Here is a 14,855-nt window from a genome sequence, read left to right as displayed (position 1 = left end):
GAATGATCTATCTATTTAAGGTTAAAAAAAATTAGAGTAGCTGTTTTAAAGTGTTTTTTACAGCTTTGAGATCGTCAGTGTTTCCGTGTATACTTGCAGAAACTACCGCTCCTTCTATCATTAAAAAGATTGTATTCTGCAATGCATTTTTTTCTAACGGCAGATTTTTAACTACACTAATTTTAGTAATTAGAGTATCAATATAATCACTTTGACGCTTTTTATGCGAAATGATAAACTGCTTTATTTTTTTATCTTCCCGTCCAATTTCAGCATTTACTTTGATAAAATGACAACCGGAACAATTAGACTCGTCTTGCAATTTAATACGGTAATCTATTAGTTTAAGTAATTTTTGTATTGGGTCTTTCTCCTCTTTTAAAAAGTCATCGAGATTAGCAAAATACTCGATTTCTTGCTGTTCAAGATAATGGTATAACAAATCGCTCTTTGATTGATAATGCTTATAAAGAGAACCAATAGCAATACCTGCTTCAGCAATAATTTGGTTAATTCCCGTGCTGTTATATCCTTGATGATAAAACAAACGAGAGGCCGTTTCAAGTATTCTTTCTTTTACGCTGATTTTCTGTTCCATTCTCTTTTTTTTTCAAAGATACAACAAAATAGATAGATCTATCTATACAATGTATTTCTAATTAATAAAAACTTGAAGTTTGAATTTAACTAATCAAAGATTACAATGATTTTCCCATCACAAAATCTTCCATTAAATAACCATTTCCAATTTCGATATCCACTTCTTCCTTCACATCGAAACCGATTTTTTTATAGAAATTCAATGCTGTGTTGAAACGGTTTACATTTAATAAAAGCGCAGTAGAATTATTTTCTAAAGCTAATTTTTCAATTAAATCGAAAACTATTTTCCCATACCCTTTTCCTTGAGTTTCAGGTAAAAGATATACTTTATGAATTTTAGTTACAGCTTCATTTTTGTAATTATGCTCAATTCCAATGAATCCTATTGTTGATTCTGAATCTAAAATTAAGTAAAACAATTGTTCTTTATCTTCTATTTGTTTGATTAAAGTTTTATCTGAATAAAACAACCCTAACATGTAGTCTAACTGTGTTTTAGATAAAATACTGCCGTACGTAATTGGCCAAGTGATATTTGTAATTTCTTGAATTATTTTAACATCGTTTACTCCTGCGTCTGAAATTGTAATCATATTATATTCTGAAAATTCTTTTAAATTGTAAAAACTTGATTTTCCTGTTCGCTTACTCTAATAAATGTAGTTCGCTTAGAAAGTTCTTTTAATCTTGGAGCTCCAACATAAGTGCAAGTGCTTCGTAATCCTCCTAAAATATCCAAAACAGTTTGAATGACATTCCCTTTAAAAGGCACCTGAACTGTTTTTCCTTCGCTTGCTCTATATTCTGCAACACCTCCAACGTGTTTGTCCATTGCAGTTGTTGAGCTCATTCCGTAAAATTGTTTAAATTTTTCACCATTTATTTCAATCAGCTCCCCTCCGCTTTCAGTATGTCCCGCGAGCATTCCGCCTAACATTACAAAATCTGAACCTGCTCCAAAAGCTTTTGCAACATCGCCCGGAGTTGTACAGCCGCCGTCACTTATAATATGTCCGCCTAAACCATGAGCAGCATCGGCACATTCAATAATTGCAGAAAGCTGCGGATAACCAACACCAGTTTTCACTCGTGTTGTACAAACAGAACCTGGTCCAATACCAACTTTTACAATATCGGCACCAGCCAAAAGTAATTCTTCTACCATTTCGCCTGTAACGACATTGCCGGCAATAATGACTTTATCTGAATATTGTTTTCGTGTTTGCTTTAAAAACTGGGCAAAATGTTCTGAATATCCATTGGCAACATCAATACAAATAAATTTTAAGAGCGGGTTTGCAGTAACTATTGTTCCAATTTTTTCGAAATCTTCTTTTCCTGTTCCTGTACTTATGGCAATATAATTATAGAAATCTGGAGTAACATTTTTTAGAAAACTATTCCATTCCTCTAAAGTATAATGCTTATGAATTGCGGTAAAAAGTTTTTCTTTTGCCAAAACCTGCGCCATTTCAAAAGTACCAACTGTATCCATATTTGCTGCCATAATTGGAATTCCTGTCCAATCTGCTGTACTGTGCAAAAACTTGAAATTTCGTTCGAGAGAGACTTCAGATCTGCTTTTTAGTGTAGACCTTTTCGGGCGAATCATTACATCTTTAAATCCTAGTTTCAGATCAGTTTCTATTCTCATAGTTCAAGATTTTGGTTACTCTCAAATATAAGGAATTTTAGATTGCAGGCTTTAGATTTTAGATTATAAAATCCTAAAATTCTGAACGCTGATTAACCTGATTCGCTATCGCGAAAATGCGGATTTAAAAGTTTTTTTCTTTCTATACTTTTAATAGGCTTCGACCTCGCTCAGCCTGACAAACGTAAAAACTAAAAAAAAACTGAAACTGAACACTAAAATCTGAACACTGAATACTTAAAAAATCTACCCGTGAATAGTTTCACCTTTTCCGTAATTGGTAATAATTGATTCTTCAAATTCCAACCATTCTCTCCAGCGTTTTTCAACATCTATTCCAACTCCGTATTTTCTTGCATAAGTAATAAAGGTTGTATAATGACCTGCTTCACTTTCCATTAATTCTCTGTAAAAAACGGCTAGTTCTTCATCTTTAATATTTTCAGAAAGCACTTTGAAACGTTCACAGCTTCTGGCTTCGATCATTGCAGAAAATAATAATCGCTCTACTAAACCTGAAACACGGCTTCCGTCGCCGCTTTTCTTCATATATAAATAAAGTTCATTTACATAATCGTCTTTACGTTCTCGTCCAAGCTTTAATCCTCTTTTAATAATGATATTGTGAACTTGTTCAAAATGATCGATTTCTTCTTTGGCTAAAGCCAATAAATCCTGAACTAAATCTTGATGTTCTGAATTATTAGTGATAATTGTAATCGCATTTGTTGCTGCTTTTTGCTCGCACCATGCATGATCTGTCAAGATTTCCTCTATATTTTTCTCAACAATATTTACCCATCTAGGGTCGGTTGGCAATTGTAATCTTAGTACGCCCATGGTTTTTTGTTTTTTTTGTTTCAGGTTTCAGGTTCTTTTAGTAACGAAAAAAGTTTAAAGTTCTAAACCGTCTTTTGAACAGTCCAAAACTTTAAACTTGAAACTTTAAACTTGAAACTATTTTTTAGTAAGCAAAAATTGGTCTTTCGCTCATCATTTCGTTTACTTGTTCAGCAACTTCTTCGATAACATCTTCATTTGTATGATCTGTAAGAACTTTATCAATAAGTGCAACAATAGTTTCCATGTCTTTTTCAACTAAACCACGAGTTGTGATTGCAGCTGTTCCTACACGGATTCCAGAAGTTACAAATGGTGATTTATCATCAAATGGAACCATATTTTTATTTACAGTAATTTCTGCTTTTACTAATGCATTTTCAGCTTCTTTACCAGAAATATTTTTATTTCTTAAGTCAATAAGCATCATGTGATTATCTGTACCTCCAGAAATAATATTGTAACCTCTTTTTACGAAAGCATCAGCCATTGCATTTGCATTTTTTTGTAATTGCATTGCGTATGTAAAGAATTCATCTTTAAGAGCTTCACCAAAAGCAACTGCTTTTGCTGCAATAATATGCATTAAAGGTCCTCCTTGATTTCCAGGGAAAACAGCTAAATCTAATAATGAAGACATCATTCTGATTTCTCCTTTTGGAGTTTTTAAACCTTGTGGGTTTTCAAAATCTTTCCCCATTAAGATCAAACCTCCACGAGGTCCGCGTAATGTTTTGTGAGTTGTTGTTGAAACAATATGACAATGAGGGATTGGATCATTCATCAAACCTTTTGCAATTAAACCTGCAGGGTGAGAAATATCAGCAAATAAAATTGCTCCTACGCTGTCTGCGATTTGTCTGAAACGAGCAAAATCCATATCACGAGAATAAGCCGAAGCTCCTGCGATAATTAATTTTGGCTGTTCTTTTGTAGCAATTTCTTGGATTTTGTCATAATCTAAACGACCAGTTTCAGCATCTACACCGTAGAAAACTGGACGATACAAACGACCAGAAAAGTTAACTGGAGAACCATGAGTTAAGTGGCCACCATGAGATAAATCAAATCCTAAAATTGTATCACCAGGATTTAAACAAGCATGATATACAGATGTATTTGCTTGTGAACCTGAGTGAGGCTGTACGTTTGCATATTCAGCACCAAACAATTCTTTTGCTCTGTCAATAGCAATTTGCTCAATAACGTCAACTACTTCGCAACCGCCGTAGTATCTTTTGCCAGGATACCCCTCGGCATATTTATTAGTTAAAACAGACCCTGCTGCTTGCATTACTTCATCACTTACAAAATTTTCTGAAGCGATAAGTTCTAATCCGTGAATTTGTCTATCTTTTTCCTCTAGGATAAGATTAAAAATTTGTTCGTCGCGTTGCATTTTTTCGTTTTTCGTTAATTTCCTGCAAAAATACAAAAAAACGTTTGTGATACTGTTAGATTATGATATATTTGACAAGTAATTTTTCAACAAATAATTAACATTCAACATGCCAATAACCGCCAACGATACCAAAAGAAAATCATGGTTAGAAGTACCAGAAAATAGCGACTTCCCTATTCAAAACATTCCTTTCGGTGTATTTCTTACTAAAGAAAATATCGTGACTGTAGGAACAAGAATTGGCGATTACGCTATAGATTTAGGGGCTTTACAACAATTGAACTATTTCGCAGGAATTGATTTGACTGACGATATGTTTATACAAGATACGCTTAATGATTTTATTTCTGATGGAAAAAAAACATGGCGTTTAGTTCGAAATCGCATTGCAGAGATTTTCGACGAAACCAATCCACAACTAAGAGATTCAACAAAAGACAGAGATATTGTTATTTTTAACATCGATGATGTAGAAATGCAGCTTCCAGTTTTAATTGGTGATTATACTGACTTTTACTCAAGCAGAGAGCACGCTACAAACGTAGGTAAAATGTTCCGTGATCCTGAGAATGCACTTCTTCCAAACTGGTTGCATATTCCAGTAGGTTACCACGGTAGAAGTTCAACAATTGTTCCGTCAGGAATTCCGGTTCACAGGCCAATGGGACAAACTTTACCGGCAGGTGAAAAATACCCTGTTTTCGGACCGTCTCGTTTAGTTGATTTTGAATTGGAAACTGCTTTTATTACGACTGACGTGAATGTAATGGGTGAAAACATTTCAACCTATGAAGCCGAAGATTATATTTTTGGTATGGTTTTACTAAATGACTGGAGCGCACGTGATATTCAAAAATGGGAATATGTGCCACTTGGGCCATTTTTAGCTAAAAACTTTGCGACTTCAATTTCTCCGTGGATTGTGACTATGGATGCTTTAGAACCTTTTAGAACAAAAGGACCTAAGCAGGATCCTACTCCGCTTCCTTATTTACAAACAAAAGGAAAAAAAGCATTTGATATTCATTTAGAAGTTTCAATAAAACCTGATGAGCAAGAAGAAACTGTCGTTTCTAAATCAAACTTCAAATATTTGTACTGGTCAATGAGTCAGCAATTAGCACATCATACTTCAAACGGATGTCGCGTTAATTCTGGTGATATGATGGGTTCAGGAACTATTTCGGGACCAACTCCTGATAGTTTTGGTTCTATGTTAGAGTTGACTTGGGGCGGAAAAAATCCTCTTAAGTTAAATGACGGTACTGAACGTAAATTTATTGAAGATAACGACACGGTAATTATTAGAGGTTTCTGTGAAAATAATGAAGTACGAATTGGATTTGGAGAAGTTTCAAGTCAATTATTGCCTCCATTCATCAGACAATGAAGAGCGGATCAATCTGAAGATATACAGTAATAAAAAAACCTTGGTGAGAACCAAGGTTTTTTTATGCTTTATATTTAATCTTGAAAAAACGATAAGAAAAAGCAATTTATTCTAAGATCACCTTTATCCAAACCAAACGATGATCGGAACTTGACTCCCGTTTTTCGACTAATTCTGACATTGGTTCGCCTTTTGCAGGCCAGAATACACCGCTATCGACAACCTTAAAACCAAGTCTGGATGGTAATACGTAATCAGCTCGCATTCTCCAAAAGGCTGTATGATTAACTCCAAAAGGATTTTTGGGACTATATCCCGCACCACCTTTACTAGCAGGCGTAAAATCGTTATTAATTTTCGGGCTCTCTATTAATGACTTTATACCTTCTCTAATGGCATCCCTCTCAACTGGTGAAGCATTTTGATCACCCAATATCACAAATCGAGAATCCGGAGGCAAACCACCTTTTTTCCCTTTGTCATCATAAATATACGAAGCTGAATTGTCTGAAATATAATCTCTCCAGAATCGGATTTCATCATGATTTCTTTTTCCATTTCGATCTTCATCACCATCAAAAGTAGGAGGAGTTGGATGACTGACTAAAAAATGAACTGTTTTATCACCAATCTCTACAGGAACATCCCAATGAGATTTTGAAGATAATGGAAATTCCTTCCATGCTTTCTTACTGTACCAATCCGATCCATCGGCTTTTTGAGTAAGCAATGCTCCTGGCATATCTTTCCATTTAAAATATTGAAAAGTACGAACTGCCTTAACATCAATTGGATATTTAGACAAAAGCACCATCCCATATTGCCCAGGATACATACCATATCCCCATGCATCATTTCCAAAATTGTTAAACTTTCCATCATTGTTCAAATCGTACGGACTTGGCTGACCAGTATTCACTGTGGAATAATAGTAGTAAGGATAGTCAATAGCCGTTGCTCTGCCTTGGCTTACATTTAAATAGTTTTTTATAAACGCCTTTACACCAAGTTCAGGATCTTTAATATAGTCAAATTCGTTTAGCAAAATAACGTCCGGACGAACAGTCTGAATAATCTCGGCAATATTTCTGATCTGAGTATTATGCCCTGAATTAAGCTGATAAATCAATATTTGCTCCGATTTTCCCATTGCGCCTTTGGGAGAATAATTATCAGATTCCATACTCACATTGTAGGTCGCAAATGTAAGCTCAGTTTTTTTCTGCGATTCTGACTGTGAAAATAGAACTTCGAAAGAAAGTATGAAAAGAATGAAAAATATTTTCTTCATATAAAATTAAATCTGCATTTCTGCATTGTTAAACATAAGTATAATAAGAAGGATACTGAGACACAGAACAAATTTGTCTCTTAAAAATACAACAAAAAAAAGCTGCCACTTTTGATGACAGCTTAAATAATATAAGAAAGTCTCTTTGTATCTGATAATTTCATCACAGATAAAAAAAACAAAACGATTATTTTAGAATCTGTGGCTGCTATTTTTACGCAGGAATCTGCTGACTTAAGCAATGCAAAGTTCCAAATCCCCAAATAAAATCAATACAACTTATTCCGATTACTTCTCTATCAGGGAAACACTCAGCTAAAATATTTAAAGCCACGCGATCGTTGCTGTCGTTAAATATTGGTACTAAAACGCAATTATTTAAGATTAAGAAATTAGCATAACTCGCAGGCAATCTTAAATCCTCGAAATCTACACGTTTTGGCATCGGAAGCGCCACAATAACAGGCGATTTCCCGTTTTCTAATTTTGCATTTTGCAAGCGTTTCAAGTTATCCTGTAAAGGTTTGTAATTTGAATCATTTTTATCTGTTTCAACAATTGTTACAATCGTATCTTCATTTACAAATCGGCATAAATCATCGATATGACCATGAGTATCATCGCCTTCGATTCCGTCACCCAGCCAAATTACATTCGTAACGCCTAGATATTCTTTAAAAACAGCTTCGTAATCTTCTTTTGTAAAACCTTGATTTCGAACCTGAATAGTAGGATGCATCAAACACTCTTCGGAAGTAAGTAAAGTTCCTTTTCCATTTACATCAATCGCACCACCTTCTACAATTACTGGTTTTCCTTTGTACGTAACTTGAGTTAAAGGCACGTCAATAAAATCAGCTATTTTACCAGGAACAAACTTATCCAATTGATAGTTTTTGTATTTCGCCCATCCATTGAAATTAAAGTTCAATGCTTCTCTTTTTGAACCATTTTTCACAATAATCGGCCCAGAATCACGCATCCAGCTTCTGTTGGTTTTATGAATGATAAATGAGATGTTATTAATGTTTACACGAGCTCTCTCAAGCATATCGGCAACTTTTTCTTTTAGTTTTTCGTCGGCCACAACTAAAAACACAGTTTCAAATGTTGCTGCTTTTTTTATAAATTCTACAAAAGCCCATTGAACAGCTTCATATTTTCCCGGCCAGTCATTACCATTATGAGGAAAACACAATACAATTCCTTGCTGCTTTTCCCATTCTGCTGGAAATCTTCTATTATTTGTTGACATAAAAAGGTTCTATTTTGAAAGAGTACAAAGATAAACATTCGTTAGGATTTTAAAACATTTGAATAGAAATCATCTGATATTTCATCATTATTATCTTCTAAAAATTAAGTTAAAGATTAAATAATGAAGGCTTAATATTCTGCCGAGATTCGCTAATTACATTTGGCGAAACTAAAAAACTAACAAATGAAAAAATTAAGTATCACATTATTAGCAGCATTAGCTCTTATGACAAGCTGTAATAACGATGAAAACTCAAAAAATGAAGAAAACGAAATTGTTGCAAATGAAAACCCAGCAACCTTTAAAGAAATTGGGTCAATCACAATAGGTGGAGAAGCTGCTGCAGAAATTTCTGCTTACTGCGAGAAAACTAAGAAACTTTTTACAGTAAATAATAGTGGAACAAATCAAATTGATGTAATTGATTTATCAGATCCAAGTAAACCTGCAAAAATTGGAAAAATTGATTTAACACCTTACGAAGGTGCATCAAACAGCGTTTCTGTGTATAATGGAAAACTTGCTGTTGCTTTAGAATCAACAACAAATAAACAAGAAAACGGAAAAGTTGTAATTTTCAATACAAGTGATTACAGCTTAATAAAACAAGTAACTGTTGGAGCTTTGCCAGATATGATTACATTTTCTCCTGATGGTAAATATATTATGACTGCAAATGAAGGAGAGCCAAATACAGATTATTCATTGGATCCTAACGGAACAATCTCAATCATTGATACTAGTACTTATAATGTTACAACCCTTGATTTCAGCTCGTTCAGCAGTCAAGCTGCAGCATTAGCAAAAGATGGATTTAGGATTTCTAAATTTGCAAAAAGTTTCGCTCAGGATATTGAACCAGAATATATTACCATTTCAGATGATTCGAAAACAGCATGGGTTACTCTTCAAGAAAATAATGGTGTTGCAAAGGTAGATTTAACTTCAAAAACAATTACAGCTATCTATCCGCTTGGTTTAAAAGATTTTAACACTGCTGAAAATGCGATTGATGTAAGCGATAAAGATGACAAAATCGCTTTTAATCCATGGAAAGTAAAAGGAATGTATATGCCAGATGCAATTAGTCATTTTTCGGCAAACAACGTTCCTTACTTTGTTACAGCTAACGAAGGAGATGCGAGAGAATATGCGGCTTACTCAGATATTAAACGAATGAAAGATATGAAGCTGGACGCTGCTGTTTTCCCAGATGCTGCAACTTTAAAATTGGAAACAAATTTAGGAAGACTTAATCTTGTTACTGATATGGGTGATACTGACGGAGACGGCGATTTAGATCAAATGGTAAGTTTTGGCGCTCGCTCTTTCTCTATTTGGAATGGAAATACTGGAAAAATTGTTTACGACAGCAAAAATGATGTCGATAAAAAAACAAATGAATTTGGAACTTATGATGATAAACGAAGTGATGACAAAGGATCTGAACCTGAAGCTGTAGTTGTGGCTAAAATGGGAAATCAAAATATTTTGTTCGTTGGACTTGAAAGATCTGATGCTTTTATGACTTACGATGTAACAAATCCTGCTTCACCGCAATATTTGCAAACGGTAAAAACTGGAGATGCTCCTGAAGGGCTTCTTTTTATTCCAGCTTCAAAAAGCCCTAATAAAAGAAGTTTAGTTGTAGTAAGCAGCGAAGGTGATGGAACCATAAAGATCTATCAACCAGATCTTAAGTAGTTAATTTTAACAAATTTATTAAGAGGGTGAAATATTAATTTTACCCTCTTTTTTTATCAAAAATTGAGTTTTTATTAACTAATTTACATAATTAAATGCCAAAATATGGGAATTATGTAAGACCTAATAGAACACAATCTAAAACATGAAGCATAATTTTGTCAGGAGTTTAATAATAAAAACAACTAAATTTTTGATATCATGAAAAAGAAATTAGCTTCCTTATCACTTTTATTCTTAGCATTTGCTGCAAGTGCTCAAAATATGGCAACGACCTCTGCGCAGTCAACTGTTGATCAACCTGCTTATAACAAATGGTCTATCGAACTTAATGGCGGTGTTAATAAACCAACACGAACAATGACTTCTGGTTATTCTACATCAACTTTGAACCCATTTCATGCTGATTTAGGCGTTCGATATATGTTTAGTCCAAAATTTGGTGTTAAACTTGATGTTGGATACGATCAGTTTACAGAACGTGACAATACTCCGAATTTTGAAAGCAGATATGTTAGAACAAGTTTACAAGGTGTTGTAAATATTGGACGAGCTTTAAATTTTGAAACCTGGACTAATACTATCGGAATCTTAGCTCATGGTGGATTTGGTGTTTCGCAAATAAGCACTGAAACTGGTTTTGGCGGTCAAGATTATATGGCGCACGGAATTATTGGTTTAACAGGACAAATTAAAGTAAGTAACAGAGTTGCTTTAACTGGTGATCTTACTGGAATTGTAAACGGAAGACAAAATTGGAATTTTGACGGAATGGGCAATACTACAACTGGATCTTTTGACGGTGTTTTATTAAATGCCTCTGTAGGTCTGACGTTTTACTTAGGTAAAAATGAAAAACATGCAGACTGGGTAAGCGAAGAAGATCGATACGGAAAATTGGAAAAAAGAGTGGACTTGATAGAAAGCGGTCTTTTGGACACGGACAAAGATGGTGTTGCTGATTTATACGATTTAGAGCCAAATTCTATTGCTGGTGTTGCGGTAAACACAAAAGGACAGTCAATTGATACAAATCAAAATGGAGTACCTGATGAAATGGAAAGTTACTTAGACAAAACTTACGAAAAGAAAGGCAATGGAACTGCAACTAATAATACTGTTGAAGAATTAATTAACGGTGGTTATGTAAATGTTTACTTTGACTTTAATTCGTCTAAACCTACAAACGCTTCATTATCTGGTGTTGATTTCTTAGTTAAATATCTAAAAAATAATCCAGGAAAATCAGCTGATATTATTGGTTATGCTGACGAGATTGGAAACACAAGTTACAATCAATCATTGTCTCAAAAAAGAGCTGAAGCTGTCAAAAAAGTAGTTATTAACGCTGGTATTGATGCTTCAAGATTAAATGTAATTGGTAATGGTGAAGACACTTCTGTAAATAAAAAATCAAAAGAAGCACGTCAAATCGTGAGAAGAGTTACTTTCCAAGTAAAGTAATTTACCTATAAAGCTAAAAATAAAAAAAGGAGCTGTATCATTTTTGATACAGCTCCTTTTTATTATTTTAGAAGAACTCCTTACGAAGCTTTTCATAGCAAATTTTTGTTAATTGAATGCACAATTCAATTAAGCTCCACAGGAGTAAATAGTTATAGCAAAGGATATACATTTGCACTATAAAGCTCCAGCGGAGCTAAATATTTATAGTATATCAATAAGACAAATAAAAAAAGCTCCAGCGGAGCGACATTTGTTAGGTTTAAAAAAGATGTCACTCCGCTGGAGCTTTATATTGTAACCATTCATTCTTTGCTATAAATATTTCGCTTCTCTGAAGCTTAAAAAAGGGCAAAATAATATTATTTTGCCCTTTTTATATTTATGATAAATCTAATTATCTATCTATTGCTCTTTTTGTAATATCTCCGAAAGCATCAATTCTTCTATCTCTAAAAAATGGCCAGTTTTGACGAACATTTTCTTGTAAATCTAAATCAACTTCGGCAATTAGAATTTCTTCTTGATCGTGAGAAGCCTGCGCTAGAATTTCACCTTGAGGGCCAGCAATGAACGATGCTCCCCAAAACTGAATTCCTTCTGTTCCTTCAATGTACTTTTCAAGGCCAATTCTATTTGCTGCCGCAACAAAAACACCATTTGCAACTGCATGACCTTTCATTACATTCATCCAAGCGCCATATTGGTTTTCACCATATTGTTCTTTTTCTTTTGGATGCCAACCGATTGCAGTTGGATAAAATAAAACTTCTGCTCCTTTTAAAGCTGTAATACGTGCTGCTTCTGGATACCATTGATCCCAACAGATTAAAGTTCCTACAGTTCCTTTTTTAGTTTCAATTGCTTGAAAACCTAAGTCTCCAGGTGTAAAGTAGAATTTCTCATAAAAATGCGGATCGTCTGGAATGTGCATTTTACGGTACAAACCAGCTTCTGTTCCATCAGTATCAATAATATAAGCACTATTGTGGTAAATACCAGCCATTCTTTTTTCGAAGAATGGAACGATAATAACTACTCCCAACTCTTTTGCCAATGCGCTAAAAGCAATAAATGAAGTGCTGTAAAGTGGTTCTGCTAATGCAAAATTATCTACATCTTCGCTTTGGCAGAAATAATGACTGCTATATAATTCTGGAAGCAAGATAACCTCTGCTCCTTTTCCAGCAGCATCTCTTACCCAGCTGATACATTTTTTAAGATTATTTTCGGCTACGTCATTCAAATTTAATTGAATAACCGCTATTTTATACTTTCTTTTCGGCATGACATAAAATTTAGAGTGCAAAAATAGTAAATTTTAGAGGAATGACAAACCAAGCGTATCGGGCGTTTCTAGAAAACTACAATCAAACTTTTCTAAAATTAGAAACTTTGTAAAGTTTATTTTAAAAGAAAACCATTTCACATCAACTTAAAAAAATTAAATCTCTGCAAAATGGCTTCTCAACCTATTTTTCTTATAAGAAACTATTCAATAACCACTTTTTGAGTCAGGAATTCAGTTTCAGATTTTTTGAATTTAATTTCAAAAGTTCCTTTTGCGGTAGATTTAAATTTATAAACAGTTTTCTTTGGTTCTGGAACTTGTAGTGTACAAACTCCTGTTGGGTATTTTACATCTATCTGCAAACCTTTTACTTCACCAATAGTTGTTTCAGAAATTTTTACAAATTCACCACAAGCATTATCGATAAGATAAGTTACATCATAACTTAATTCTTCATTTACTTTTCCAGTTTCTGGTCCTTTAATTTCTGTTGCAAATGCCGCTTTTGTTTTTTCTGGAGCTGTTGCTTTATCGTCATCGTTACTACATGAAACAAATGCAGTTGTTAAAAATAATACTACTAATGTTGATGTTAATCTAATACTTTTCATATAAAATAATAATTAATTGTTAATTACTATGAAGATGTCTCAAAATTGAGATGGTTGCTTTTATAAAATGTTAAAAAACGCACCAACAAAATAACACACTAGTAATCAAGTATTTATTTTGGAATATTTTTTTGAAAAATAATGAGATTTTCTAATAAAAAGCTAAATATCTCATATAGCCCCGGTAGAAACGGCATCCTTTTTATCCGCTTTTTAGCGGCTGAAAAGATACAGTGGATAACGGGACAAATGGTCTGGAATGAAACTTAGAACTGCTTCAAAAAAAAAAACATCAGCCTTTCGACTGATGTTTTTTATGATAACTAATCTAAATTTTATTTCTTCTTTTTAAATATCATTTTGAAAAGATTCACAACACCTAAAACAACAAGTCCTAAAGCAAGTCCAATTACAAACTCTTTTATAATTGTTGGGATATTTATTGTTTCTGATAAATGGTGAAAATATGGAATATAGTGTACAAAGATACCGCCGGCAACTAATAGCAAGGCTATTGTACCAATTACGGTTAAACTCTTGATTACTAATGGAAGTCCTTTTACTAAAAGATTTCCAATGAAGTTTGATATACTTTTTTCTCCTTTGCTAAATTTGATCAGTTTATAGCCAGCTTCATCCATTCTAACGATAAGAGCAACAATACCATAAACTCCAATTGTCGCTACCAAAGCGATTATTGACGTTACAGCGATTTGCTGTGAAATTGGTTTTCCTATAACAGTTCCAAGTGCAATAATTACGATTTCAACTGATAGAATAAAATCGGTTACGATTGCTGATTTTATTTTTCCTTTTTCGGCTTCTAAAATTTGTTCTTCTGTAAAAGTTTCTTCTGTAATTCCTTCAGATTCTTCATGACTGTGAGGAAAAATAAATTCGTAAATTTTCTCTGCACCTTCATAAGCTAAGAAAAGTCCGCCTAGAACAAGAATTACAATGATTGCAATAGGAAAAAATGCACTTAACAAAAATGCAATTGGCAAAATGATAATTTTATTAAGAAGTGAACCTTTACTGATTGCCCACAATACAGGAAGTTCTCTTGAAGAAGCAAATCCCGATGCTTTCTCTGCATTTACAGCTAAATCATCGCCTAAAATTCCTGCTGTTTTCTTTGCTGCAACTTTACTCATTACGGCTACATCATCCATAATTGCTGCAATATCGTCTAGTAATACGAAAAAACCTGATGCCATTGATATTTGTTTTTGTTTAAATTTAGTTGTGCGAATCTAAGACTTTTTATGCTAATCTTAATGATGTAAAATCACAATTAATTCCTAACTGCACTGTCCTAACAGCACCCAAATAATTATAAAAATAAAC

At 33.7% G+C, this 14,855-nt stretch carries 13 protein-coding genes; 3 read left to right on the top strand and 10 right to left on the bottom strand.

The genetic code is table 11. The annotated features are described in order from the left end of the window. Positions 1 to 31 precede the first annotated feature (31 nt). The 5 genes from B0A81_RS21950 to glyA all read right to left on the bottom strand — a co-directional run bounded on the left by B0A81_RS21950 (position 32) and on the right by glyA (position 4,496). Positions 32 to 598 carry a TetR/AcrR family transcriptional regulator gene (locus B0A81_RS21950; RefSeq protein ID WP_089057732.1) on the bottom strand — a complete coding sequence of 189 codons (567 nt, stop codon included), beginning with the start codon at positions 596 to 598 and terminating at the stop codon, positions 32 to 34. A 100-nt stretch (positions 599 to 698) separates the two neighbouring features. Beyond that, positions 699 to 1,196 carry a GNAT family N-acetyltransferase gene (locus tag B0A81_RS09085; RefSeq protein ID WP_089057731.1) on the bottom strand — a complete coding sequence of 166 codons (498 nt, stop codon included), beginning with the start codon at positions 1,194 to 1,196 and terminating at the stop codon, positions 699 to 701. Between the two features lie 20 nt (positions 1,197 to 1,216). Then, positions 1,217 to 2,257 (bottom strand): GMP reductase, encoded by a 1,041-nt coding sequence (locus tag B0A81_RS09080; protein WP_089057730.1) that lies wholly within the window; start codon positions 2,255 to 2,257, stop codon positions 1,217 to 1,219. A gap of 246 nt (positions 2,258 to 2,503) precedes the next feature. Beyond that, positions 2,504 to 3,097: a tRNA-(ms[2]io[6]A)-hydroxylase gene (gene miaE, locus B0A81_RS09075; RefSeq protein ID WP_089055797.1), complete on the bottom strand. Its 594-nt coding sequence runs from the start codon at positions 3,095 to 3,097 to the stop codon at positions 2,504 to 2,506. A gap of 124 nt (positions 3,098 to 3,221) precedes the next feature. Next, positions 3,222 to 4,496 (bottom strand): serine hydroxymethyltransferase, encoded by a 1,275-nt coding sequence (gene glyA, locus B0A81_RS09070; RefSeq protein WP_089057729.1) that lies wholly within the window; start codon positions 4,494 to 4,496, stop codon positions 3,222 to 3,224. A 109-nt stretch (positions 4,497 to 4,605) separates the two neighbouring features. Here glyA and fahA point away from each other — a divergent pair, with 109 nt between their 5' ends. Further along, a complete protein-coding gene (fahA, locus tag B0A81_RS09065; protein WP_089057728.1) occupies positions 4,606 to 5,889 on the top strand; it encodes a fumarylacetoacetase in 1,284 nt (427 codons plus the stop codon). 106 nt (positions 5,890 to 5,995) lie between these two features. Here fahA and B0A81_RS09060 read toward each other — a convergent pair whose 3' ends face one another. After that, complete coding sequence (locus B0A81_RS09060) at positions 5,996 to 7,180, bottom strand: endonuclease/exonuclease/phosphatase family protein (RefSeq protein ID WP_089057727.1); 1,185 nt, start codon at positions 7,178 to 7,180, stop codon at positions 5,996 to 5,998. A gap of 214 nt (positions 7,181 to 7,394) precedes the next feature. Next, entirely contained in the window at positions 7,395 to 8,435 is a 1,041-nt protein-coding gene (locus B0A81_RS09055) for an agmatine deiminase family protein (RefSeq protein WP_089057726.1), read from the bottom strand. A 186-nt stretch (positions 8,436 to 8,621) separates the two neighbouring features. Here B0A81_RS09055 and B0A81_RS09050 point away from each other — a divergent pair, with 186 nt between their 5' ends. Together B0A81_RS09050 and B0A81_RS09045 are read left to right on the top strand one after the other, a co-directional pair. Then, positions 8,622 to 10,142: a choice-of-anchor I family protein gene (locus B0A81_RS09050; protein ID WP_089057725.1), complete on the top strand. Its 1,521-nt coding sequence runs from the start codon at positions 8,622 to 8,624 to the stop codon at positions 10,140 to 10,142. 201 nt (positions 10,143 to 10,343) lie between these two features. Beyond that, the gene (locus tag B0A81_RS09045; RefSeq protein ID WP_089057724.1) at positions 10,344 to 11,606 is read left to right on the top strand and encodes an OmpA family protein; all 1,263 of its coding nucleotides are present in this window, start codon (positions 10,344 to 10,346) and stop codon (positions 11,604 to 11,606) included. A 397-nt stretch (positions 11,607 to 12,003) separates the two neighbouring features. Here B0A81_RS09045 and B0A81_RS09040 read toward each other — a convergent pair whose 3' ends face one another. The 3 genes from B0A81_RS09040 to B0A81_RS09030 form a co-directional block, all read right to left on the bottom strand. Next, the gene (locus B0A81_RS09040) at positions 12,004 to 12,894 is read right to left on the bottom strand and encodes a carbon-nitrogen hydrolase (protein WP_089057723.1); all 891 of its coding nucleotides are present in this window, start codon (positions 12,892 to 12,894) and stop codon (positions 12,004 to 12,006) included. Between the two features lie 203 nt (positions 12,895 to 13,097). Continuing rightward, positions 13,098 to 13,508 (bottom strand): hypothetical protein, encoded by a 411-nt coding sequence (locus B0A81_RS09035; protein WP_089057722.1) that lies wholly within the window; start codon positions 13,506 to 13,508, stop codon positions 13,098 to 13,100. 335 nt (positions 13,509 to 13,843) lie between these two features. Continuing rightward, complete coding sequence (locus B0A81_RS09030; protein WP_089057721.1) at positions 13,844 to 14,725, bottom strand: DUF808 domain-containing protein; 882 nt, start codon at positions 14,723 to 14,725, stop codon at positions 13,844 to 13,846. Between the last annotated feature and the right edge of the window lie 130 nt (positions 14,726 to 14,855).

The organism is Flavobacterium plurextorum (assembly GCF_002217395.1).
GTDB classification, from domain to species: domain Bacteria; phylum Bacteroidota; class Bacteroidia; order Flavobacteriales; family Flavobacteriaceae; genus Flavobacterium; species Flavobacterium plurextorum.
The sequence above is the reverse complement of the archived record's forward strand: the minus strand, read 5'-3'. Positions and strand labels throughout refer to the sequence as shown.